We start from the raw sequence: 23,432 nt of genomic DNA on the forward strand, positions 1-23,432 counted from the left end.
TGGTCGGGAACCACTAATTATTGAGGATATTACAAAGGATGCAGCAACACGAGAAATGGCTATCACACAAATAAGTGGAAGTGGTTGTTTTATTGGCATCCCGATTATGGACAAGAATGAAAATGTTTACGGTACTCTTTGTGCAATGGATTCTGATCCGTATCAGTTTACAGATGAGCATATTCGGATACTAAAATCGTTAACGAGTATTCTTTCATATGTAGTTGAATTAGAAAATGCAGAGAAGAAAATGTCTACAGAACTAGCAAAGGCAAAAGCGATTCAGAAAAGCGTATTATCACCGAAAATGGATGATGAACATATTCAGATTGAAGGTGTCTATTATCCAACACACTATTTATCTGGTGATATGTACAGTTGGTATAAGATTGATTCAAGCCGCTATGGGATTATGCTTATAGATGTAATGGGACATGGAGTATCGGCCTCACTCATTTCAATGGCCTTGAGGTCTTTAATGACGAACCTCATTTTAAAGGTCATTGACCCTGTAGACGTTTGTAAGGAATTAAATAAGCAACTTTATAAATTACTCCCAAGTAAAATTATTTCCTACGCTACAGGTATTTATTTAGTAATAGATACAAAATTGAAAACAATTGAATATGTGAATACTGGACATCCACCAGGCTTACTTAAGTTAGATGGAGATTTAGTAGATATCGAACCAACATCTACTGCAATTGGTCTAATAGAAGCACCAGAGATCAGCAAAAAGACATTCTCTTATCAAAAAGATATTGATATTCTTTTATACACTGATGGTCTATTGGAATTAGATGGAGAGAAGTCTTTGCAAAAAAATGTTACGAAGCTTTCGTCTTTGTTTATCAATCAGAATATATCAATTTTCGATTGGATAGAGACTCAAATAATAGAGAAAAGCACAGAGTTTCCTGATGATATATCTATTGTTAGAGTAAAGACAAAGTAATTTTTTTACACATAAAAAAAGCTAGGGCTGCTTCCCTAGCTTTTTTGACGTGTGTATACGTATGTTCAATTTGATAATGATTAATGTGTTATCTTTTAAAAAACAATTTCTCTACTATTAAGTTTCACGAAAAAACGAGTTTTCATAAAACTTAATTTCTGGATATTTGTCAGTTGCAGTACGCATTTGGAATTCATTTTCAAATAAAACGACAATGCGTCCATCGCGATCTGTGACTAAATTACGTTGCGCTTTTTTGAATGCTTCCAGTGCATCTTGTGGTCCGTCTGCCCAGCGAGCAAAAGAAAACGGTAGGCGCTCAAGCTGAATATCGACATGATATTCATGTTTCAGACGATATTCAAGAACTTCAAATTGTAAGACGCCGACTACGCCGACAATTTGTTGCTCGACAAAACGATTATACGTTTTAAAAAGCTGAATAGCACCTTCTTCAGTAAGCTGATGTAAGCCTTTTTCAAAAGACTTATGCTTCAGAGCTTCTTTTACAGTAATCGCACTAAAAAATTCTGGAGAGAAGTGAGGCATTTCATCAAATTCAAAACTGTCTCCTTCAACGAGTGTATCACCAATTCGTAAGTTACCTGGGTCAAATAAGCCGATAATATCTCCAGCGTACGCTTCATCAATGATACTACGACTTTGTGCTAAAAACTGTGTCGGTTGAGATAGCTTCAAATTTTTACCAATTCGGACATGTTTTACAGTCATTCCGCGTTCAAACTTACCAGATGTAATACGCAAGAATGCAATGCGATCACGGTGTGCTGGATTCATATTCGCCTGAATTTTAAAAATAAATCCAGAGAATGCTTGGCGCTTAAGTGGTTCAATAAGACCGTTTGAGCTTGCACGCGGTGTTGGTGACGGTGAAAGCTTAAGGAAATGTTCCAAGAACGTTTGTACACCAAAGCTTGAAATGGCACTGCCGAAAAAGATAGGCGTTAATTCGCCTTTTGCAATTAATTCAGGATCAAATTCATCACCAGCAACATCAAGTAATTCTAATTCTTCACGGAACTGAGCAACAAGTCCTTCATCACCAATCGCTTCATCTAGTCTTGGATCATCAGGCCCATCAAGTTGAATGACGTCGATTTCTTTTGGATTATCTGGGTTATATAACTCAAGTTTTTTATTATGGCGGTCATATACACCGGTAAAAGACTGTCCCATCCCAATAGGCCATCCCATCGGATAAGAGCGAATGCCAAGTAGGTTCTCAAGCTCTTCCATTAGTTCAAAAGGGTCTCTACCTTGACGATCTAATTTATTCATAAATGTAAAAATAGGAATCTCACGCATTTTACACACTTTAAATAATTTCTTCGTTTGTGCTTCGACACCTTTGGCAGCATCAATTAGCATTGTTGCAGAATCGGCAGCTGTTAGTGTTCGGTACGTATCCTCACTGAAATCTTCATGTCCAGGTGTATCAAGGATATTGACATGATACCCATCATATTGAAACTCAAGAACGGAGCTTGTTACAGAGATTCCGCGCTGCTTTTCAATTTCCATCCAATCACTCATCGCGTGCTTGGCTGTTTTCTTTCCTTTAACTGATCCTGCTTCTCGAATTGCACCACCAAAAAGAAGTAATTTCTCTGTCAAAGTTGTTTTCCCCGCATCTGGATGAGAGATGATCGCAAATGTTCGGCGCGATCGGACCGCTTCTGCATAGGTCATAAAAGGTTCCTCACTTCTAATTTCAAATAGTCTTTGTTCATTATAACAATCTTCTTCGGATGTTTCACCTTCCATTCAAAAAAGATTACAATACGGTTACAAGTTGATGCTACTAGACAATTTAAAAAGGATTTGTTCATACAGTTAACGAATAATAGGACAATTAAAAAGTCCTTAGCTCTAGTGATGTATAAAGGTTTTTGTTCCCAAGTAAATAGCGGTATATGAAGCACTTGAGACAAAATTAGAAAATGGTACTAAAAAACAGTCGAACAATCCTTTATAATAGAACAGGGCAAAAAAATAGGGAGTGTGTCAACATGAAAATTCAACATTTTTTGTTGTTATTGTTGCCGATTCTACTAATCGGTTGCACCGATCCAACTAATTCATCTACCAATCAGAAAGTAGGTTTGCTACTTGAGGACACAATTGATGATCAAGGGTGGAATAGTAAAGGATATCAAGGACTATTAAACATTCATACAAATATGAACACGGAGGTTGTGTTTAAGGAAGAGATGGATTCAGAAGAAAAAGTGCATCATGCAGTTGCTGAATTTGTTGAAGATGACGTAAGACTTATTTTTGGCCATGGACGTATTTTTGCGGACTTTTTTACTGACTTAGGTAAGACATATCCTGATATTCACTTTGTTAGCTTTAACGGGGATGTAGAAGGAGAAAATGTGACTAGTTTGCATTTCGATAGTTATTCCATGGGATTCTTTGCGGGAATGATTGCTTCAACAATGAGTAAAACTGGCGATGTTGGAGTGATTGCTGCTTTTCCATGGCAGCCAGAAGTGGAAGGATTTAAAGACGGGGCGAAAATAGGTAATTCTAAAACGAGTGTTCATGTTAAATTTGTTGATGATTGGACTGATGGTGAGCGTGCACTAGGTTACTTTGATGAGTTAAAGAAGGAGAATGTCGATGTCGTCTATCCGACAGGTGATGGTTTCCATGTTAAAGTAATTGAGGAAGCTAAGAGGGAAGGTATTTTTGCGATTGGGTTTGTTGGAGATCAATCTGATTTAGGTGAGTCGACCGTTTTAACGAGTACAGTTCAGCATGTTGACCATTTATATGAGATCGTTGCCAAGCAATATTATAATAATGAACTTGAAGCAGGAAATGTCAGCTATGATTTCCAGGATGGCGTAATATCATTGGGGCAATTCAGTCCTAAAATACCTGAAGAGATACAAGTGCAAATTGAAGATGCAGTCAATACTTATATTGAAACAGGAGAATTACCGACTAAGCCTTTTTCGAAAGAAAAGAAAGCATAAAATTCGATGATGTCTAGCGCAAGCAACCAAAAAGCTGGCAACATATTGACAGGCTACCAGCACTTGTCGCGGCTGGTCAAGGTAATCGCGCTTTTCTTATAATAGACTGTACTTGCGTCGATTAGCATGTCTATAGTATCGTAGTAGAGAAAGATTGAGGACAAGAGGTGGATGAAAGTGAATAATCCTGAGATGAACATGAAATTCATGCAAATTGCAATGAAACATCTTCCAGAAGGTAAGAAATTTCTCGACAATAAGGGAATCGAACTAAACATGGAAGATTTGCAACCGATGCTAGAACTATTGCTCAATGTCATGTCTGAAGCATATGAACTTGGCAAAGATGATGCAACGAATAAAGCAGAATAACAAGTAGAAAGCTCGAGAGGGGGGTGACCTGAACCGAGCTTTTCTTATTTTCAGTAGAGGAGGAGAAGCCCGTGGACAAGTCAGCTAAGTTAAAAGCATTTGCACTAGAAATGAAAGAAGGATATCAGCTTGTGCAGGAAAAACGTTATGAAGAAGCTAAGGTGAAATTAAGACCTTTTATTGAACTTATGAGACAAAGTGGTGCTCCGCATATTCGTTTGTTTGTTTCGTATAGCATTTCACAAATACGAACGGGTGAATTTGAAGGATTTCTACAAACGTATCAAGAAGTTCAGGAAATGGCCCCTAAAAATATCGAAGAAGAAAAATTAAAGGAACAGTTAGATGGTTTTTTCAAAAATATAATGGAAGAATTACAAAAGGAAGAAAATCATTAACCAAATAACAGAGAACGTCGATAATTGTTTACTTGTCGGTGTTCTTTTTTCTTGGCTTCTCTTTTGAAACAGTCGCTTCTTGTTTTTGTTTAGCAATGAATTTCTGAAATCGTTCGAATGTAGGAGCTAGATTATCTAACATTGGAGCCATGAATTGAATGATCAGTAGTAGTTGTTCGAGTTGGCTTGGTGGAAGCTCGGGTGTAGGATCATTTTCGTTATTTTGATTCACTTCTTGCTGCTGATTAGTAGTCTCTTCGGGTGTCTCTCTTTTGGGACGAGTTCCGAACATAAAATCATTAAAAAAATCATTCTGAGGTTTTTCTGGTTCTGCCATGATCGATTCCCTCCTAAATGTGCTCTTTATTAATGTATGGGTTTTGGTGCTACACGGTTATAGGGAAAATGCCTAATTTAAAAGTTGTAACGACACCTCAAATTATTCGATGTCGAGTAGTTTGAGTATTTTTTAGACTGATGAATACATTTTAAAGCGTTTTGCTTTTCTATTGAACATATAGACAGAAGGAACAACATAAGATAGAATTAGTAGCAGGTACTAATAATAACCCAAAGACTCGTGTTATCGATCGCGAAAGGGGAATATAAAATGACAAATGCAGGAATATTAGGCATCGGCAGCTATGCGGGAGAGCAAGTTGTCACGAATGCTGATTTCGAGAAGAAACTAGATACATCAGATGAATGGATTCGAACGCGAACAGGTATCGAAGAACGTCGCTTTGCACCTGACCACGTTAATACATCAGACATGGCATATTTCGCTGCAAAAGAAGCATTAGACCAGGCAGAAATCAGTGCAGATGAAATTGATTTGATATTAGTGGCAACTGTTACACCAGATATGCCGTTCCCTACTGTTTCAACCTTAATTCAGGAACGACTTGGGGCTAAGAAGGCTGCTGCGATGGATATAAGTGCTGCTTGTGCAGGATTTATTTATGGTCTTGCAACTGGTCAGCAATTTATTGAAACAGGGGCATATAAGCATATTCTTGTCGTTGGTGTTGAGAAACTGTCTAAAATCACAGATTTTAATGATCGTAATACGGCTGTTTTATTTGGCGATGGTGCTGGTGCGGCTGTGCTTGGACCTGTCTCTGAAGGAAAGGGTATTTTGGCATTTGAGCTAGGGGCGGATGGCGCTGGTGCCATGCATATTAATCAAAAAGATAAATACTTAGAGATGAATGGTCGTGAAGTATTTAAGTTTGCTGTCCGTCAAATGGGTGAATCGTCTTTACGTGTGTTGGAAAAAGCGGGCTTGACGAAGGAAGACTGTGATTTCCTCGTTCCTCATCAGGCGAATATTCGTATTATGGAAGCATCTCGTGAACGATTAGAGCTTCCGAAGGAGAAGATGGCACAGACAGTCCATAAATATGGCAATACTTCATCCGCTTCTATTCCAATGGCTATGGTCGACGAATTGAAAAATGGTAAAATAAAAGATGGAGATGTTCTTGTACTAGTCGGATTTGGAGCTGGCCTCGTTTGGGGATCAGTTGCCCTTAGATGGGGAAAGTAACCAAAAACAGGATTAACTGAAGTAAAGGAGAGGGATTTTGTGGAAAAAAGACGTGTTGTAATAACCGGAATGGGAGCGGTAACGCCTTTAGGTTTAGATGTAGCCACATCTTGGAAGCATGCAATTGAAGGAAAGTCTGGTGTTGGACCGCTTACACGTGTTAACGCAGATGAGTTTCCGATGAAGGTCGCAGCAGAAATTCGTGATTTTGATCCAGAGGTTTTTATTGATAAAAAAGAAGCGCGCAAAATGGATCGATTCACGCAATTTGCTGTTGCATCATCTTTAATGGCATTAAAGGATGCAAACCTTGAAATTACAGAAGAGAATGCTCCTCGTGTGGGAGTATGGATTGGTTCAGGTATTGGTGGAATGGAAACGTATGAACAAAACTTCCGTCAATTTCTTGAAAAAGGACATCGTCGTGTAAGTCCGTTTTTTGTTCCAATGATGATTCCTGATATGGCTTCAGGTCAAGTATCCATTACAACTGGTGCAAAAGGAATTAATTCATGTTCGGTGACGGCTTGTGCATCAGGAACAAATTCGATCGGTGATGCTTTTAAAGTTATTCAGCGTGGAGACGCTGATGCCATGATTACAGGAGGAGCTGAAGCGCCAATTACAAATATGGCTGTTGCTGGCTTCTGTTCGGCAAAAGCAGTCTCAACAAGTGAAGATCCAACTACTGCTTCACGTCCATTTGATGCAAGCCGTGATGGATTTGTAATGGGAGAGGGTGCAGGTATCCTCATCCTTGAGGAGCTCGAGTCAGCTAAGAAGCGTGGAGCAAAGATTTATGCAGAAATAGTCGGCTACGGAGCAACTGGTGATGCCCACCATGTAACCGCACCTGCACCAGAAGGAGAAGGTGGTGCAAGAGCGATGAAGCAAGCGATTGATGATGCAGGTCTTAAGCCATCTGATATTGACTACTTAAACGCACATGGTACAAGTACACCTTATAATGATAAATTTGAAACAATGGCAGCGAAAACGGTATTTGGAGACCATGCTTATAAGATGGCTATTAGCTCAACGAAGTCAATGACTGGTCATTTACTTGGAGCAGCAGGTGCTGTTGAAGCTATTTTCTCGATTAAAGCAATCGAAGAAGGGATCATTCCACCAACAATCAACTATGAAACAGCTGATCCTGATTGTGATCTGGATTATGTTCCAAACGAAGCACGTAAACAAACTGTACGTGCGGTACTAAGTAATTCACTCGGATTTGGTGGACATAATGCAACGCTTGTCTTTAAACAATTTGCAGAATGATTTAATTAATAGTTTATTTTCATCAAGGTAAAAACCCAGCGTCTACGAACGCTGGGTTTTTACTATTTAGTTAGACATTTTATGATTCTTGCTCGTCAGCTTCATCTGTGCTTGTTTCAGCAGCAAGAGATGATTGTCTTGAAAAGAACTCTTGAAGAGCTTGGACGTTTTTGGATTTATCCATTTCTAAGACAGATCCAGCATGAGAGTAATATTCGTTATGATACCCTTCATCAATAGGAATTCGTAAAGTCTCTATTTGACTAACAGGGTTTAAAACGAAGTCTCTTCCTAGACTAAGCATTCGAGACGTTTGAATATTTGTTTCAAGATGTGGTTTAATTGCTCCGATTAATCGGGGAACGCGGGTTAAACCTGAAAACGATAGAAGTTCGTCTTTTAAAAGTGTCAAAATTTCTTGTTGACGTTGGACACGACCAAAGTCATTTTGTGCATCATTTCGAAAACGGGCGTAATTTAACGCTTCATGACCATTAAGGGTTTGAAGGCCCGGTTGAAAATCGATTACTGTTGAACCTGAACCATCTCGGTAATACATTCTATTTTTGATATTGACCTCAAGTCCATTTGGAGCAACAGTGTCAACAACTTCGACAAAACCGTCGAAGTTCACCATTGCAAAATAATGGATATCAAGATTGAAATTTTGTTCAATCGTCTCGCGGAGTAAGTCAGGACCACCAAAAGCAAATGCAGCATTAATCTTGTTATTCGAACGACCTGGAATTTCAACGTATGTGTCACGCATAATCGAAGCAAGTTTGGCATCCCCAGTTTTCGGATCGTACTGGGTAATCATAATTGTATCTGTTCTGGCAGGTTGGTGATCGGATGTATCAACGCCAATTAATAGAACATTTATAGGCTCATTATTTTCAGGTTCTTTTACTTCTACTACATCTTGCTCTTCCGTCATTTCTATTTTATGAGTAGGAGTTATGTTGGCTTGAGATTCATTTCGTCCTGTTTCATATTGGATAACTGCATAAGCAGCTGTTGCAATAAAAAGAATAGAGAACATCATGACAAATATAACCATTAATTTTCGTTTGCGTTTGGGTTTCTTCTTCGAAACCTCTCTTCGGTTCCTTCGTGTATCCACTTACCAGACCTCCTTGCACTTAACATTTTCCATTATAACAGAAACATCGACAACAAATGAGTAACAATTGAAAGAAATCAAGCAAGAAATACTTATATATCTACATACTAAAAGTGTAGAAAGTCATGAAAACCCTCAATCGGCTGGTTACCCTTTTGAAAATGTAATGGTAAAAAGCTTTTATGTATATTAACGTGTGCAATAAATGGATTAAACATATACTCAATTAATTGGATATTTTTTGAAATATATATTTTAGGATTTATTTGGGCGAGTGAGCGATGTTAGGTAATCTGACTTGTTGTTTTGATAAAAGGATTGTTTTTTTTTATTCTTACAATTATAATAATTTCGAGATAACTGAATTTCGGAATTAATATTCCGAAATGCGGAATTTAGGAGGTGTGACAGTTGGTACAAACAACATGTCATGCAAATACGGACATACAAATTAAGTCATTAGGAGATTCTGCTATTATTATCTATTTCGGTAATGAGATAGAAATAAGTATCCATAAAAGGGTGAAAGCTCTTTTGGATTATCTTGATAAGGAGCCAATAGAAGGAATGATTGAATATGTTCCTTCTTATACAAGTGTGACGATTTATTATAATCCTCTTCAAGTTCTTCAAAAAAATAAAAAAGGTTCACCTTCTGAAATCATTTCTTTCCAATTAGAAGAAATTGTAAAAAAACTCAAAAGTTCAAACGAGCAAGTAGCCAGAAAAATAGAAATTCCCGTTTGTTATGGTGGTGGTTTCGGCCCAGATTTAGAATATGTTGCTAAACACAATAACTTAACGACTGATGAAGTGATTTCAATCCACTCTTCAAAGGAATACCTTGTTTATATGTTAGGGTTTGCACCTGGATTTCCTTTTGTAGGTGGTATGTCTACACAGATCGCCACTCCAAGACGTAAAGAGCCACGGTCTGCAATACTTGCTGGTTCAGTAGGTATTGCAGGGAATCAAACCGGAATATACCCGATTTCAACACCAGGTGGATGGCAGCTAATTGGCAGAACTCCTGTAAGGCTCTTTCTTTCAGAACAAAATCCTCCTAGTTTTCTTCAAGCAGGTGATATCATTAAATTTAAATCAATTTCTCTAAAGGAATTTAATGAGTATAAGGAGGAAACATCATGAGTGTAAAAGTGATCCGACCTGGTCTACTGACAACGATTCAAGATTTAGGAAGGATAGGATACCAAAAATATGGGGTCATTGTGAGTGGTGCGATGGACTCCTATGCACTTCGATTAGCCAATCTATTAGTTGGAAATGAAGAAGGAGAAGCTTCCATTGAAATCACTTTAACAGGACCAACTTTAGAGATAGAAGCTGATTCGCTTATTGCTATTACTGGTGGAGATCTATCTCCATCAATAAATAATGAACCGATTCCACTTTGGCAACCTGTCTATGTGAAAAAAGGAAGCACCCTCCAATTTGGCGCCTGCAAATCAGGATGCCGTACGTATGTTGCATTTGCTGGTGGCTTTAATATTCCAGAAGTGATGGAAAGTAGAAGTACGTACTTAAGAGCAAAAATTGGTGGATTAAAAGGACGCGCCTTAAAAGTAGATGACGTCATTACATTTAGAGGACCATCGGAACAAGCAATCAACATGATGGAACAACTATCAGGGCGAATGACACATTCTTTTGCGACAACACCATGGAAGTTAAACGAAAAGTTAATTCCAACTTATGAGAAGGAATACGTCGTTAGGTTAATTCGTGGCTCGCAATTTAATGACTTTACAGAGGAAAGTCAGGAGATGTTATTTCAAACTAAATTCCAAGTTACGCCTCAATCTGACCGTATGGGATATCGCTTAGCTGGTGAAACGTTAGTATTGAATAGTCCGCTTGAAATGATTTCTGAAGCTATTTCAATTGGGACGATTCAAGTACCTCCTGATGGAAATCCTATTATCTTGTTAGCAGACAGACAAACAATCGGAGGGTATCCGAAAATCGGTCAAATGATCTCAGTTGACTTAACGCTTATTGCTCAAGCAAAGCCTGGAGATATGATCGAATTTAAAGAGGTTTCTTTAAAAGAAGCAGAAGAGTTTTTTATCAAAAGAGAGAATGAGCTTCAAGAGTTAAAAGCTGGAATTTTATTGAAATTTAGTCAATTCAGTTTATAGAAATAATCATAAGAAAATGAGTAGGGAGTTTTATGATGTTAAATGTACAAGAATTAAAAGAAATTATTAGAGCTTTAGATCAATCATCCATTCAAACGTTTCAATTAAAACAAGGCTCATTCAAAATCACACTCGAAAAAGCAGCGACACATACAGATTTAAATAAAGGGATTGAAGAACACTCCTTTAAGGTAGCTGAAACGAAACCTTCCATTTCTGTAGAAGAAAAAGTTCAAGTATCGAACGATCAACCAAAAGAAAACAATACTTCGGTACCTTCAGAAAATGAAGTTGATATTCATTTTGTACATTCCCCAATGGTTGGAACCTTCTATACGTCACCAGATCCAGGAGCAGATAATTTTGTAAAAGTTGGCGATCAAATCAGTGAAGATACAGTTGTATGTATTATTGAAGCGATGAAGCTCTTTAATGAAATTGAAGCTGAAGCATCAGGGGAAGTTGTAGAAATATTAGCTGAAAATGGTCAGTTAGTGGAGTATGGTCAACCCCTCTTAAAAGTGAGAAAAAGATAATCACATTCTGGTTCAACGTGACTGTAGTAAGGAGAGGAAGAAAATGATTAAAAAAGTATTAATTGCGAATCGAGGGGAAATTGCGGTTCGAATTATCAGAGCATGTAAAGAGATGAGTATCAAAACGGTATCTGTTTATTCAGAAGCTGATCGGGAAGCGCTCCATGTTGAATTAGCTGATGAATCTTACTGTATTGGTCCAACTGCTTCGAAGGATAGTTACTTGAACATGGCAAATTTGATCAGTGTAGCAACACTTACTCAATCTGATGCCATTCATCCAGGCTATGGATTTCTCTCGGAAAACCCTGATTTTGCTGAGATTTGTGAGGAATGTAATATTACATTTATTGGACCGTCACCTGAAGCGATTCATAAAATGGGAGCTAAAGCAGTAGCGAGAGAGACAATGAAGAAGGCAGGTGTCCCAACGGTTCCAGGAACAGAAGGGTTAATCAATCGGCCCGAAGATGCCCTAAGAGTGGCTAAAGAGATTGGATATCCGGTTATTGTAAAAGCAACCGCTGGCGGTGGTGGAAAAGGAATGAGACAGGCTTATGATGAGGAAGAATTAATTAAAGCCATTCGACAAGCTCAAAACGAAGCCGAGACTGCTTTTGGAAACTCTGGTGTTTATTTAGAGAAATATTTAGAAGAACCGCGCCATGTTGAAATTCAAATTATGGCGGATAAATATGGTAATGTTGTCCATCTCGGGGAACGGGACTGTTCGATCCAACGACGTCACCAGAAACTTGTTGAAGAAGCTCCCTCACCAGCACTTTCACCAGAGCTTAGGCAGCAAATGGGTGAGTCAGCCGTAAAAGCAGCAAAAGCGGTCAATTACTGTGGTGCTGGTACTGTCGAGTTTTTACTTGATAAAAATAGTGACTACTATTTTATGGAGATGAACACGAGAATCCAAGTTGAACATCCAGTTACTGAAATGATCACAAGCATTGATCTTATAAAAGAACAATTATCTGTGGCATCTGGTAACGAGCTTTCTGTCAAACAAGAAGATATCGTGATTAATGGATGGGCGATTGAATGTCGAATCAATGCGGAAAATCCAGCCAAGAATTTCATGCCTTCTCCAGGAAAAATTAAGACGTATCTTCCACCAGGAGGGTTTGGTGTAAGAGTAGATAGTGCCATTTATCCAGATTATGAGATTTCACCATTCTATGATTCTATGGTTGCGAAAGTCATTGTTTGGGGAAAAGATCGTCAAGAGGCAATCGAGCGAATGAAAAGAGCACTTGATGAGATGGTCATTAAAGGAATAAAAACAACGATTCCTTTTCACCAACAGTTGTTAAAGCATGAAGCCTTCATTAAAGGAGATTTTAATACAACATTTTTAGAGCGCTATGATTTACGTATTGAAGACGACAAAGAATAAATGACAATGTTAATGAAAAATTGAAAAATTGGAGCTAGAAGTTAAATGAATACAGAAAAGGTACAGATGATTTTGATGGATGATCAAACAAATAGCGCAGATTATTTTGATGTAATTGAGTTTGGCTATCCATCATTTCCTGCTTATGAACTAACGGAGTTAAAAGAAAATGACGTTAGAAAAGAACGGGTTATTTCCTAAATTAATGAATATCAAACGAGTAATATGTTTTAAAAAGAGAAGGAGTTGAAGAAAATGAAATCGATCAATGACTTATCGACAATGGAGCCGAAGGAAATTAGAGAGTTAGTCAAACAAAATAAATTGACTAGACCAACTTCTGGTATGGCCGTGGACTATGTTCAAGCGAATCTGGTGGTTTTAAAAAAAGAACTAGCATTTGACTTTCTCTTGTTTTGCCAGCGTAATCCAAAATCATGTCCACTGATTGATGTGACAGAACCAGGATCACCAATTCCTGCACTCGTTGCTCCGAGTGGAGATATTCGCACAGAATTACCAAAGTATCGCATTTATCGACATGGTGAATTAGTTGAAGAAGTAACAGATATTACGAGTTATTGGGAAGATGATATGGTCGGCTTCTTAATAGGGTGTAGTTTCACATTTGAACAAGCGCTGATTAATAATGGTATCAAGATTCGCCATATAGAGGAAGGCTGCAACGTGCCAATGTATAAAACGAATATTCAATGCGAAAAAGCGGGAATATTCCACGGACAAATGGTGACAAGTATGCGCCCTGTTAGTGAAAAATTGGCTGTCCGTGCAGCGCAAGTCACTTCTCGCTTCCCTTCTGTTCACGGAGCACCTGTTCATATTGGAAATCCAGCTACTATCGGGATAGAAGATATAAATCGTCCTGATTTTGGGGACAGTGTAACAATAAAAGAAGGAGAAGTTCCTATTTTTTGGGCATGTGGGGTCACTCCTCAGGCCGTTGCAATGGAAGCTAAACCAGAGTTAATGATCACGCATGCCCCAGGACATATGTTCATTACAGATGTTCGTAATGAAACCTATAGTGTTTTGTAAATTCCAAAAGTGATAATGAGCTTGCTGTAGTATGTATGAAAAAGAGATTTCACTATTTTGTCGTTATCTTAACCTGACCAACCAAGCTTCTTTGAAATCTCAGCGGTAGCTTGTTTCACTTTTTTGATTAATTCTGGCAAGCGTTCCTTGTTAAAACGAACATCTGGTCCAGCAACACTAAGTCCCCCTACTACATGACCTGTAAAATCAAAAATCGGTGCGGCTACTGAACAAGTATTATTTTCTAGCTCGGAATAGCTAATAGCATATCCATTTTGACGAGACTGTTCCAAAATTATTTTTAGCTTTTGTTTATCAATAATTGTCCCTTGTCCATAAGGTTTTAATTCAATTTCATTAAGATACTCATCTCGTTCTTCGTCGGGTAAGAAAGCAAGAATAGCACGCGAACATGCTCCAGCATACAATGGAGATCGTCGTCCTACTTTTGTGAACAGCCTGACAGGATGCCGTGTATCTAATTTTTCAACATATAATGCTTCTTTATTGTCCTTTATAATTAAATTTACAGCTTCATCGACATTATCGCGAAGAGACTCCATAATAGGTAAGGCAATTTTTCGTAAATCTAAACGTTCGGCAACGAGTTGTCCGAATTCTAATAAAAGCAGCCCAAGAGAATAATAGCCTTCACGATCTTTCGTAATAAAGCCCATATCCTCAAGAGATCCTACCATACGATGGACGGATGTTTTAGGTATGCCAGAAAGTTGAACGATTTCATTTAAGGTTAACTTATGATGTAATCGAAAGAGATTAAGAATATTCATCGATTTCATCACGGTTTTGTTCTTGTTTTGCATGTGGAACGGTTCCTTTCATGTAGCAAATACTAAATTGATATGTATAACGCAACTCATTTTATGTTATTCGTATGTAAAAACCATTTAGGGCAATCTTAACTTTGAAGGAAGAAAAAGGAGAAGGCTGATATCATTTTACTAAAAATAAATGTTTGTGTCTATTAACGGTCATGTTAAATAGTAGGTTTAAAAATAGATGTTTAAGCAAATAAGAATTGTGTGAAAGAAAGGATGAAACACTATGAATCAAAATCCACTTGAAAATAAGCAAATGACGCCAAAAGAGCGTTTAAGTGCGATGACAGGTGCAGCCTTTTTAATGGCTACTTCTGCGATCGGTCCAGGTTTTTTAACGCAAACAGCCGTTTTTACAGAACAGCTATTAGCTAGCTTTGCCTTTGTCATTCTTGCATCTGTTCTATTAGATATTGGTGCACAAGTTAATATTTGGAGAATTATTGCTGTTTCAAAAATGCGCGGACAAGAAATTGCCAATGCTGTATTCCCAGGACTTGGCTATGTGGTTGCCTTTTTTATTGTACTTGGTGGACTAGCTTTTAACATCGGTAATGTCGGTGGTGCCGGTCTTGGTATGAATGCAATGCTCGGACTAGATCCAATAGTAGGTGCAATCATTACGGGTATTATAGGGGTTGTCATCTTTTTACTAAAAGAAGCGAATGCAGCAATGGATAAGCTTGTTCGTTATTTAGGAGCGTTAATGATTTTATTAACGGCTTATGTCATGTTTGTTAGTAGTCCTCCTTATGCAGAAGCAGCGATTAGAACAGTCGCTCCATTACAAATTGACTTTTTGGCAATTGTTACGATTGTTGGAGGGACAGTGGGTGGTTATATCACGTTTGCTGGGGGACATCGCCTGTTAGATGCAGGAGTTTCTGGACGTGAGAATTTACGCTATGTCACAAATACGGCTGTAATGGGGATTGTTGTTGCTTCCATTATGCGGGTTGTTTTATTTTTAGCTGTTCTAGGAGTTGTATCAGCTGGCTTTGCTCTAAACCCTGATAATCCGACAGCATCTGTATTTGAAATTGCTGCAGGAGAGATTGGACTTCGTATTTTTGGATTAGTGCTATGGTTTGCAGCGATTACATCAGTTATTGGAGCAGCTTATACATCTGTTTCATTCTTAACAACTTTCCATCCGAAGATCGAACAGTATAAAAACTATTGGACAATTGGTTTTATCATTTTTTCAACAGCAGTGTTTGCTTTCATCGGAAGGCCTGTAACATTACTCGTACTAGCAGGGGCTTTTAACGGATTAATTCTTCCATTAACATTAGGTTGTATATTACTTGCAGCATACCGTGCGAAAATTGTTGGTGATTATAAGCACCCAGTTTGGATGACGATTTTTGGAGCACTAGTTGTTGTCCTAACGGCGTTTTTAGGGGTACGTACGCTTATTCAAATGATTCCTCAGCTTTTTTAGTGGAGTATGAAAAAAGTTTAGATTGAATGGAGGGGATTGGGATGAAAATTGTTGATTTAAACAGTGATTTAGGCGAGAGCTTTGGCGCATATCAAATTGGACAAGATGAGAAGATTCTGGAACTCATTTCTTCTGCTAATATTGCTTGTGGTTATCATGCAGGTGATCATAATGTGATGGCAAAAACAGTGAAACTTGCAGCAGAAAAAGATGTAAGCATTGGGGCTCATCCTGGTTTTCCAGATTTACTAGGCTTTGGACGACGTGAAATTCAAACCAGTCCTGAGGATATCTATCATTTTGTTGTATATCAAATAAGTGCGCTAAAGGGCTTTTGTCAGATCAATCACGTTCCTTTAATTCATGTGAAACCACACGGGGCACTCTTTAATATGGCAGCTAAAGACCCTGTTATGGCAGAAGCGATTGCAACTGCTGTATATGATACTGATCCTTCACTTGTCTTATTCGGTCTATCAGGAAGTGAGCTAATCAAAGCTGGATTAAAGGCTGGTTTGACAGTAGCCAATGAAGTGTTTGCAGACCGAACATATCAACCAGATGGGACTTTAACTCCTAGAACAAAAAGCAATGCGATGATCCATGATCCACTTTTAGCTGTGGAACAGGTTATTAGCATCGTGAAAACAGGGAAAGTTCAGGCAGTTGATGGTTCGATTGTTCCTCTTAAAGCGGATACGATTTGTGTACACGGAGATAGTCCGAATGCTTTGCTCTTTGTTGAGCAGCTAAGAGATTTATTAATGAAAGAAGGAATTCAGATTAAGCCAGTAGCGAGTCTAAAATAAGCTATAAGACAAATAAACATAGAAGTGACGATCGCCCTCCATTAGGAGAGCGATCGTCACTTTTTTCTTAACCAATCATGAACTTCTTGGTTCCTTAAGGAAATCATAGTATTATTATGTCATAGAGAGAGCGTTTTCATGAACTGAAAGCAGTAGAAAACGAATGGTTAGGAGGAATGAAAATGAATGGAGAAGAAGGATACCGAGAAAAAAAGGTATTAAATGCATTAGAGGCAGTTTCGGTTATAAGGCCTAATGAGGATATTATTGTTCCAATTGCGGTAGGAGAACCACAAGCTTTGGTGAGGGCGTTAGCAGAGCACGAAGGTTTAGAAGGAAACCGATTATATCAAATGTTATCCTTGCATCCAGTTTTAAAAATAGACCCTAAAAAAGTGAAAATTATCTCGATGTTTCTAAATAATGATGAACGAAGAGCCTTTAATGAAAAGGAAATTGACTTACTGCCTAATCATTTTTCTGATTTGACAGCTCTACTAATGGAGATAACAAGAGATGTTGTCATTATGGCGACGGTTTCTCCAATGGATGAGGATGGCTATTTTTCACTAGGGACAAACTGTGATTATATCGCACCTCTTCTTCCACTAGCGAAAAGAGTTATTTTGGAAGTTAATGATCACATGCCACGTACATATGGTGAAAATCGTATTCATATTTCAAATGTGGAGCGATTTTTTGAAAATCATCAACCACTTCCTGAAACACCAGAAATTCCGCTTCGCGAAGCTGATAAAATTATTGGAAAGACAGTCGCGGATCTTATTCAAGATGGGGATACACTGCAAATAGGATTTGGAGCAATACCAAATGCAATCATGAACTTCTTAACAAACCATCGTAATTTAACGATTTATACAGAGATGATTCCAGATAAAGTCGTTGATTTATTTGAAAGCGGTGCAATAACGAACGCTAATAATCCTCTTAAACCAGGATGCATGACAGCGACTTTTGCATTTGGAACGAAGAGACTATATGACTTTATAAACAATAATGAACTAGTGCAAATGCTCCCAGTTGATCAAACAAATGATAGTCGAGTGATTGCCAGTATTAGGCAACTTGTTACAATTAATGCGACGATAGAAGTCGATTTGCTTGGACAATGTAACTCAGAATCAATTGGTGGAAAATATTATTCTTCGACAGGAGGACAGAGTGACTTTGGGATAGGTGCAAGAATGGCACCAGATAGTAAAGGAATTATTTGTCTTCATTCCACTGTTAAGAATGGAACGATTTCAAAAATCGTCCCAAGACTAGCGCATGGTTCGGTTATCTCGACATCGAAAAATGATGTTGATTATATTGTAACGGAATATGGTATTGCTAAATTACGAGGAAAAACCGTTCATGAACGAGTCGAGGCTCTGATTGAAATCGCTCATCCCAAGTTTCGAAATGAGCTCCGTCAACAAGCGATAGAGATGAAGTATTTATAAGAAAAGAGGATGACTCCTGTCATCCTCTTTGATTTTTAAGCCAATTAATGGCTTCTTCTTTTGTACGAATATGTTCATCAAGCTGTAAACACATAAGCTGATGAAGAATAGTTGAAAAAACAGGACCTGGTTTCATTCCAATCTTAATAAGATCATTTCCTGTAAGAAATAAAGTGATTTCTTTTCTTTTCTGAAGATATTTCAAAAGATATTCCTTTTCATCTAATAAAGCGTACAAGAAAATCGTTTCATCTAAAAAAGAAAAGAGTGACGTATGAAGCTTACTCAGCATATCGTTGTCCTTTAAGTCTATCGTGGTTATTTGGACAAGTTGCTGTACTAATTTACTCTGTTTAGCAGTTAGAGCGTAGGGAGTGAGCTTGTCTTTCCACTTTTTTGAACCGTAAAGGAGTATCGTCAGAAAATAAAATGAGTCTGTAAGCTTGGCGTTGATCATTTGGTTAAGATGTTTCCATGTTTTTAAAGTAGGTTTCACCTCAAAAAGAGAGACCCAGACATGGAGCTGATCAAGCATCTTCATTCCCTCAACCAGTTGCCCCTCTGCCATTAGCAATTCAAGCTCACGATGCAAACGAAGCGCGCTAATATGCTTTAACATTGGTGCAGCATCCTTTGCTAGTCTATTCGTTTGATCGGCAAACTGATAGCTGAAGCGAAGAGCAAAGCGTACCCCTCGAAAAATACGAGTAGGATCTTCGATAAAGCTAAGGTTATGCAGAATACGTATTTTTTTCTTTTTAATATCTACTTGCCCTTGAAAGTAGTCAAGAATGTCTCCGAAATATTGCTTATTAATTCGAAGAGCCATCGTATTAATGGTGAAATCCCGTCTTCGCAAGTCTTCTCTAATATTAGAAGCGCGAACGATAGGAAGAAGTCCTGGGGCTTCATAGTATTCAGTGCGGCATGTTACGACATCGACCTTTATCGAAGTAGATGTTGTCCATGTGGCAGTTCCGAATGCATCGTGAGCCTTAATCTCTCCTCCAAGCTCACTTGCTAATTTTTTTGCAAATTCGACTCCATCTCCTTCAACGACTAAATCAATGTCTTCATTTTGACGGTTTAATAATAAATCACGAACAATCCCGCCTATTAAATACACATTTAGCTTATATTTGTCAGCAATTAGACCCGTTTTTTCAAGGAGTTCAAAAGTGGATGGAGGGAGCAGAGCTTTCATCCTCGAAACCATTTCTGAGTTTGAAGAAGGCTGATCATTATCTCGAACGGTTTGTTTATGAAGCTGTTCGATTACATCCGTCCGAGATAAAATCCCGACCATTTTTTCATTGTCGATAATAGGAATTCGCCCGACGTTGTGTTTCATCATTGTTGCTTGAATTTCTTCCAGCGATGCTTCGGGTGGTAAAGTAACCGGCTGTGTGGACATATATCCTTTCACAGGTGCATGTCCAAGTCCATGATGAGTTGCTTTATCAACATCTCGCCGTGAAATCACGCCAACAAGCTGTTCGTTTTCATCCAACACAGGGAAGCCTGTATGACCAAATTGGAACATTTGCTCAAGTACGTCTTCAATTTTATCATCAGGAGAAACGAATTTCACAGGGCTAGCCATTATCTCAGCAGCTGTAATAGCAGGTTTAATGATTGTATGAATTTTTTCGTTTACCTGATTGACAACCGATTTTAGGTCGCTTTTTTTCATAGTTGCAGAAGCCGCTTGATCATGCCCGCCACCGCCCAAAGATTCCATCATTGAACGAAAGTTAATTCGGTTTGAAGAAGCACGCCCTACGACATAAACATGCTCTTTCATTTTGACAATGGATAAAACGGCATCACTATCGGTAGCTTCTAGCAATCGACGTGTTAATGTTGCAAGTCCTGCTTGATAAGCAGATTGTTCATAAGACGTAATAAAGATATGAACACCACTATAAGAATGTTCTTCGCCATTTGTTAATAGAACTTGAAAAAGCTTTTTATCTTCAGTGGAAAGTATTTCATAAGCAAAGTGCTCAATTAATGTTACATCCATTCCACGTTCTTTCAATATAGCTGCTACGTGTAAGTCTCTTGCTGTTACTTGTGGATAAGTAAAATTCCCCGTATCCGTATATAACCCTAAACCAAATAATGTCGCTTCGAACGGTGAAATCATTATCGAACGATCAAGCAAAAGTTCAGTCATTAATGTAATAGCTGCACCAACATCTTCAATGTAACGTTCACCTTCTGTTAGATCACCAGCTTTTTGAGGATGGTGATCATAGATAATTGTATGAAACGTCTTTGGCAATGACCTATCTGCAATCCCTGTTCGTTTCAAAGATGCAACGTCAACAAGTATGAGCGTTTGCAAGTCACTCCACTTAACTTGTTCATAAGACGAAAAATTAAGTTGATCACGATAGATCGCAAGAAAAGATTGTACTGTTTTATGCTGTGTATCTGTTAACGCGACAGTCGCATTTGGATGAAGCTTTTTAGCGGCAAGCAAACACGCTAATCCGTCAAAATCAAGATTCATATGTGAAACGATTACTTCCATTACAGTCCTCTTTCTTATAAAGGATGTTCAATCGAGAAAAATCATAGATTAAACACCCGCTAGTAAGTCTTTTCTCTAGTTTATCAAATTTCTACAGGAACAATGAAGGAGAACTAAAGCTTTTCCTCAATCATTAATCCTTTTACGGTAAGAGGCTGTGTTTCATAAGCATCGATTTGCTTTTTCGGCCCTTTAATTCGCATGAAGGATTGATATTCTTTTAAGATCATTGACTTAAAACGACTAATTAATTCAGCATCTGATTGATCTGAATGTAAGAGAAAGTCTAGGAAACGCTTTGTGTCTAGAGATAACGTATAATCGCTGTTTTCAGTTATACCGATCTCAGCAAAGTCTTTTGCAAAAGTAGTGAAGACATGATGAATCGATTCTACATGGTTAGATCCAGCAAGAGAATCGAAATCACGAAGTGCAGTCAAAGCTTGATTGTATTTATGAATAAGATTATCTGTTTGTATAATAACTTGTTTATTGTTCTTATCTAATTGAGATATCGCTTCATGTAACTCTTTCTCATGATGATAGAAACGTTTAAACTCTTTCTTTAGTTCCTGAATGGATTTGTAATAGTGTTCGTAGGATAGTAGGTAATTTTCTGATGAATGATTCATTGGCTTATTTGATTTTTCAAGCCGTTCAATTGATTCGATATAGTCAACATAGGCGACATTGGTCATTCGATTGACATAAATTTCGTGAATTCGTGCAGTTTTTAAAGGTGAAACACGAGAAATTCTTGTCATAGCTATCACCTTCCTTTTTTTAGCTTTGAAAATACTTAGTATCTTTTATATTCCCTTTATCAGAAGAAACAACCTTTTTTTAGAGAAATAGTATGCAAGTTAGTCGCTTTTATTGAAAAAGAGGAGAAGTTAATTGGATGACATAAAAGGCGAGGCTAACCTAGTCTAGTAGATTAGCCTCGCCTTTTATAAAAAAGAAAGAAGTACTTGAATGTTTACGTTATCTTGATGATAGAGTCTCTCCAAACATAACAAAGAATGATCAATAACGGACAATGAAATATCTCCCAAATTCATAACTTAGATGGTTGAGCCTATGGGCCAGTTGACATAAACGAACTTTTTTACGTTTTAGTAACGAAATATGAAACAATCTATAATATTCAAGATCATCTGTGAGATTTAACGATGAAAAAGGTATGAAAAAGAGCAAATATAGCTTGTGAAAAAAGGGGGAGACGCTGATGAATAAAGGATTTATCATACTTTCATTCGCAAGTGTAAAAGCGAAGGTTATGGTTGGGGAGTTGGCTATTAAACTAGTAATTTCCATAGATTTATTGATTCAATCCATGTTACATTTTCCTTGTAGCACCGAACAACAAAACAACTTAGGAGGATACAACATGAAAAAGTTACTCGTAACAACAGTTGCCGCTGCAGCAATCGCAGCAGGATTTGGTGGACAGGTGGACGCAGCAAGTAATCAACCGCAGGTATATACGCAAGTCCACACAATTCAAGTAGGGAATGTTAATCAAGATCAAATAAATAAATTGATAGAGAAATTCTCTCAAAATTATAAGCAATACCAACCAGTAAACCAGCAACCGGTTAAAGCGCCAGTTGCGACACCAAAACAACCAGCTGTTAAGCAACCAGCTCCTGCAAAACAACCAGCACAAGCACAGGAACCAACTACAGAAAAGAAACAACAAACGGCTGGAGTGTCACAACAAGAGCAACAAATGATTGATCTTGTTAATAAAGAGCGTACTCAAAGAGGGTTACAACCGTTAAAGGCTAATCTTGAGTTAACAAAAGTAGCGAGAGTGAAAGCGCAAGATATGATTGATAAGAACTATTTCTCTCATCAATCTCCAACGTATGGTTCTCCGTTTGAGATGTTAAATAAGTTTGGCATTCAATACCGTACTGCAGGTGAGAACTTAGCAGGAAATCAAACAGTTGAAGCTGCTCATCAAGCTTTAATGAATTCAGAAGGTCACCGTGCTAATATCCTTAAAGGGGACTATACAGAAATTGGTATAGGCGTTATTGATGGCGGACCTTATGGTAAAATGTTCGTTCAACTTTTTAAAGGTTAATATTAAATTTTTGGGGATGACTCGTTGTAGTCATCCTCTTTTTAGTGGTTTAGAAAACCCCTGGCTATGCCGGGGGTTCAAAAGAGCTTCTAGCGTGGTATTAAAAAAACCTCACTTCATGATAGGATAAAGTTGGTTTCCCGACCACTTCATCTCATCATCGAAGGAGGTATGCCCTGTGAAGGACATGAATAGTTTAGCACACACAACATGGAATTGTAAGTATCACATAGTATTTGCGCCAAAGTACAGAAGACAAATCATTTATGGAAAATACAAAAAAAGCATTGGAGAAATTATAAGAGATTTATGTGAACGGAAAGGTGTCGTTATCCATGAAGCCAATGCTTGTCCGGATCACATTCATATGTTAGTCAGTATTCCACCAAAGTTAAGTGTATCTC

Annotated in this window: 23 protein-coding genes; 17 read left to right on the top strand and 6 right to left on the bottom strand. The window is 38.0% G+C overall.

The features are described from left to right. Window positions 1-16 precede the first annotated feature (16 nt). Entirely contained in the window at window positions 17-955 is a 939-nt protein-coding gene (locus tag IQ10_RS09420; protein WP_277877963.1) for a GAF domain-containing SpoIIE family protein phosphatase, read from the top strand. A gap of 117 nt (window positions 956-1,072) precedes the next feature. Here the strand turns inward: IQ10_RS09420 and IQ10_RS09425 are convergent, their stop codons facing one another. After that, window positions 1,073-2,665 carry a peptide chain release factor 3 gene (locus tag IQ10_RS09425; RefSeq protein WP_144450235.1) on the bottom strand — a complete coding sequence of 531 codons (1,593 nt, stop codon included), beginning with the start codon at window positions 2,663-2,665 and terminating at the stop codon, window positions 1,073-1,075. A gap of 320 nt (window positions 2,666-2,985) precedes the next feature. Between IQ10_RS09425 and IQ10_RS09430 the strand changes: the two genes are divergently transcribed. The 3 genes from IQ10_RS09430 to IQ10_RS09440 all read left to right on the top strand — a co-directional run bounded on the left by IQ10_RS09430 (window position 2,986) and on the right by IQ10_RS09440 (window position 4,730). Continuing rightward, window positions 2,986-3,960 (top strand): BMP family ABC transporter substrate-binding protein, encoded by a 975-nt coding sequence (locus IQ10_RS09430; protein ID WP_144450236.1) that lies wholly within the window; start codon window positions 2,986-2,988, stop codon window positions 3,958-3,960. A 171-nt stretch (window positions 3,961-4,131) separates the two neighbouring features. Continuing rightward, on the top strand, window positions 4,132-4,332 hold the full coding sequence (locus IQ10_RS09435; RefSeq protein ID WP_144450237.1) for a ComZ family protein: 201 nt from the start codon (window positions 4,132-4,134) through the stop codon (window positions 4,330-4,332). Window positions 4,333-4,403: 71 nt separating this feature from the next. Continuing rightward, window positions 4,404-4,730: a hypothetical protein gene (locus IQ10_RS09440; RefSeq protein ID WP_144450238.1), complete on the top strand. Its 327-nt coding sequence runs from the start codon at window positions 4,404-4,406 to the stop codon at window positions 4,728-4,730. A 28-nt stretch (window positions 4,731-4,758) separates the two neighbouring features. Here the strand turns inward: IQ10_RS09440 and IQ10_RS09445 are convergent, their stop codons facing one another. Further along, window positions 4,759-5,067: a hypothetical protein gene (locus IQ10_RS09445; protein WP_144450239.1), complete on the bottom strand. Its 309-nt coding sequence runs from the start codon at window positions 5,065-5,067 to the stop codon at window positions 4,759-4,761. A gap of 273 nt (window positions 5,068-5,340) precedes the next feature. Here IQ10_RS09445 and IQ10_RS09450 point away from each other — a divergent pair, with 273 nt between their 5' ends. Both IQ10_RS09450 and fabF read left to right on the top strand, forming a co-directional pair. Further along, complete coding sequence (locus IQ10_RS09450) at window positions 5,341-6,279, top strand: beta-ketoacyl-ACP synthase III (RefSeq protein ID WP_144450240.1); 939 nt, start codon at window positions 5,341-5,343, stop codon at window positions 6,277-6,279. 39 nt (window positions 6,280-6,318) lie between these two features. Further along, window positions 6,319-7,560, top strand: a complete 1,242-nt coding sequence (gene fabF / locus IQ10_RS09455; RefSeq protein WP_144450241.1) for a beta-ketoacyl-ACP synthase II — start codon at window positions 6,319-6,321, stop codon at window positions 7,558-7,560. 79 nt (window positions 7,561-7,639) lie between these two features. On the opposite strand, the gene IQ10_RS09460 is transcribed toward fabF, so the two are convergent. After that, window positions 7,640-8,683 (bottom strand): LCP family protein, encoded by a 1,044-nt coding sequence (locus IQ10_RS09460; RefSeq protein WP_144450242.1) that lies wholly within the window; start codon window positions 8,681-8,683, stop codon window positions 7,640-7,642. Between the two features lie 411 nt (window positions 8,684-9,094). On the opposite strand from IQ10_RS09460, the gene pxpB reads away from it, so the two are divergent. Genes pxpB through IQ10_RS09485 form a run of 6 tightly spaced genes read left to right on the top strand, consistent with a single transcriptional unit; the run spans window position 9,095 to window position 13,839 of the window. Then, window positions 9,095-9,832: a 5-oxoprolinase subunit PxpB gene (gene pxpB, locus IQ10_RS09465; protein WP_144450243.1), complete on the top strand. Its 738-nt coding sequence runs from the start codon at window positions 9,095-9,097 to the stop codon at window positions 9,830-9,832. Beyond that, window positions 9,829-10,842, top strand: a complete 1,014-nt coding sequence (locus IQ10_RS09470; protein ID WP_144450244.1) for a 5-oxoprolinase subunit C family protein — start codon at window positions 9,829-9,831, stop codon at window positions 10,840-10,842. Before pxpB ends, IQ10_RS09470 begins: the two co-directional genes overlap by 4 nt. 35 nt (window positions 10,843-10,877) lie before the next feature. Beyond that, window positions 10,878-11,378, top strand: coding sequence for an acetyl-CoA carboxylase biotin carboxyl carrier protein (gene accB / locus IQ10_RS09475; RefSeq protein ID WP_144450245.1), 501 nt, complete (start codon window positions 10,878-10,880; stop codon window positions 11,376-11,378). A 43-nt stretch (window positions 11,379-11,421) separates the two neighbouring features. After that, on the top strand, window positions 11,422-12,783 hold the full coding sequence (accC, locus tag IQ10_RS09480; RefSeq protein WP_144450246.1) for an acetyl-CoA carboxylase biotin carboxylase subunit: 1,362 nt from the start codon (window positions 11,422-11,424) through the stop codon (window positions 12,781-12,783). A 45-nt stretch (window positions 12,784-12,828) separates the two neighbouring features. After that, complete coding sequence (locus IQ10_RS18020; protein ID WP_158640022.1) at window positions 12,829-12,984, top strand: hypothetical protein; 156 nt, start codon at window positions 12,829-12,831, stop codon at window positions 12,982-12,984. Between the two features lie 54 nt (window positions 12,985-13,038). Then, window positions 13,039-13,839, top strand: coding sequence for a putative hydro-lyase (locus tag IQ10_RS09485; protein WP_144450247.1), 801 nt, complete (start codon window positions 13,039-13,041; stop codon window positions 13,837-13,839). 68 nt (window positions 13,840-13,907) lie between these two features. Here IQ10_RS09485 and IQ10_RS09490 read toward each other — a convergent pair whose 3' ends face one another. Beyond that, window positions 13,908-14,663, bottom strand: coding sequence for an IclR family transcriptional regulator (locus tag IQ10_RS09490; RefSeq protein WP_144450248.1), 756 nt, complete (start codon window positions 14,661-14,663; stop codon window positions 13,908-13,910). Window positions 14,664-14,904: 241 nt separating this feature from the next. On the opposite strand from IQ10_RS09490, the gene IQ10_RS09495 reads away from it, so the two are divergent. The 3 genes from IQ10_RS09495 (at window position 14,905) to IQ10_RS09505 (ending at window position 18,397) form a co-directional block, all read left to right on the top strand. After that, window positions 14,905-16,122, top strand: coding sequence for an NRAMP family divalent metal transporter (locus IQ10_RS09495; protein WP_199757407.1), 1,218 nt, complete (start codon window positions 14,905-14,907; stop codon window positions 16,120-16,122). Window positions 16,123-16,163: 41 nt separating this feature from the next. Continuing rightward, window positions 16,164-16,931, top strand: coding sequence for a LamB/YcsF family protein (locus IQ10_RS09500; protein ID WP_144450249.1), 768 nt, complete (start codon window positions 16,164-16,166; stop codon window positions 16,929-16,931). A 182-nt stretch (window positions 16,932-17,113) separates the two neighbouring features. Beyond that, entirely contained in the window at window positions 17,114-18,397 is a 1,284-nt protein-coding gene (locus IQ10_RS09505; RefSeq protein ID WP_144450250.1) for an acetyl-CoA hydrolase/transferase family protein, read from the top strand. A gap of 19 nt (window positions 18,398-18,416) precedes the next feature. Here the strand turns inward: IQ10_RS09505 and IQ10_RS09510 are convergent, their stop codons facing one another. Both IQ10_RS09510 and IQ10_RS09515 read right to left on the bottom strand, forming a co-directional pair. Beyond that, entirely contained in the window at window positions 18,417-20,936 is a 2,520-nt protein-coding gene (locus IQ10_RS09510; RefSeq protein WP_144450251.1) for a CBS domain-containing protein, read from the bottom strand. Window positions 20,937-21,049: 113 nt separating this feature from the next. After that, a complete protein-coding gene (locus IQ10_RS09515) occupies window positions 21,050-21,700 on the bottom strand; it encodes a hypothetical protein (RefSeq protein ID WP_144450252.1) in 651 nt (216 codons plus the stop codon). Between the two features lie 464 nt (window positions 21,701-22,164). On the opposite strand from IQ10_RS09515, the gene IQ10_RS09520 reads away from it, so the two are divergent. Together IQ10_RS09520 and tnpA are read left to right on the top strand one after the other, a co-directional pair. Then, a complete protein-coding gene (locus IQ10_RS09520; RefSeq protein ID WP_367613668.1) occupies window positions 22,165-23,028 on the top strand; it encodes a CAP domain-containing protein in 864 nt (287 codons plus the stop codon). Between the two features lie 187 nt (window positions 23,029-23,215). Next, window positions 23,216-23,432 (top strand): IS200/IS605 family transposase (tnpA, locus tag IQ10_RS09525; RefSeq protein ID WP_144450279.1); only part of this gene is annotated, 217 nt, incomplete at its 3' end.

The sequence above is a fragment of the Halalkalibacter nanhaiisediminis genome, from assembly GCF_007830185.1.
Taxonomy (GTDB): Bacteria; Bacillota; Bacilli; order Bacillales; family Bacillaceae_D; genus Halalkalibacter; species Halalkalibacter nanhaiisediminis.

Excerpts from the sequence above, each read along its gene's own strand:
- accC (WP_144450246.1), top strand. The coding sequence starts at position 11,422 with ATGATTAAAAAAGTATTAATTGCGAATCGAGGGGAAATTGCGGTTCGA.
- IQ10_RS09500 (WP_144450249.1), top strand. The coding sequence starts at position 16,164 with ATGAAAATTGTTGATTTAAACAGTGATTTAGGCGAGAGCTTTGGCGCA.
- IQ10_RS18020 (WP_158640022.1), top strand. The coding sequence starts at position 12,829 with ATGAATACAGAAAAGGTACAGATGATTTTGATGGATGATCAAACAAAT.
- IQ10_RS09450 (WP_144450240.1), top strand. The coding sequence starts at position 5,341 with ATGACAAATGCAGGAATATTAGGCATCGGCAGCTATGCGGGAGAGCAA.
- IQ10_RS09485 (WP_144450247.1), top strand. The coding sequence starts at position 13,039 with ATGAAATCGATCAATGACTTATCGACAATGGAGCCGAAGGAAATTAGA.
- IQ10_RS09505 (WP_144450250.1), top strand. The coding sequence starts at position 17,114 with ATGAATGGAGAAGAAGGATACCGAGAAAAAAAGGTATTAAATGCATTA.
- IQ10_RS09520 (WP_367613668.1), top strand. The coding sequence starts at position 22,165 with ATGAATAAAGGATTTATCATACTTTCATTCGCAAGTGTAAAAGCGAAG.
- IQ10_RS09470 (WP_144450244.1), top strand. The coding sequence starts at position 9,829 with ATGAGTGTAAAAGTGATCCGACCTGGTCTACTGACAACGATTCAAGAT.
- accB (WP_144450245.1), top strand. The coding sequence starts at position 10,878 with ATGTTAAATGTACAAGAATTAAAAGAAATTATTAGAGCTTTAGATCAA.
- IQ10_RS09510 (WP_144450251.1), bottom strand. The coding sequence starts at position 20,936 with ATGGAAGTAATCGTTTCACATATGAATCTTGATTTTGACGGATTAGCG.
- IQ10_RS09490 (WP_144450248.1), bottom strand. The coding sequence starts at position 14,663 with ATGCAAAACAAGAACAAAACCGTGATGAAATCGATGAATATTCTTAAT.
- IQ10_RS09445 (WP_144450239.1), bottom strand. The coding sequence starts at position 5,067 with ATGGCAGAACCAGAAAAACCTCAGAATGATTTTTTTAATGATTTTATG.
- IQ10_RS09430 (WP_144450236.1), top strand. The coding sequence starts at position 2,986 with ATGAAAATTCAACATTTTTTGTTGTTATTGTTGCCGATTCTACTAATC.
- IQ10_RS09435 (WP_144450237.1), top strand. The coding sequence starts at position 4,132 with ATGAAAGTGAATAATCCTGAGATGAACATGAAATTCATGCAAATTGCA.
- IQ10_RS09425 (WP_144450235.1), bottom strand. The coding sequence starts at position 2,665 with ATGACCTATGCAGAAGCGGTCCGATCGCGCCGAACATTTGCGATCATC.
- IQ10_RS09515 (WP_144450252.1), bottom strand. The coding sequence starts at position 21,700 with ATGACAAGAATTTCTCGTGTTTCACCTTTAAAAACTGCACGAATTCAC.
- IQ10_RS09495 (WP_199757407.1), top strand. The coding sequence starts at position 14,905 with ATGAATCAAAATCCACTTGAAAATAAGCAAATGACGCCAAAAGAGCGT.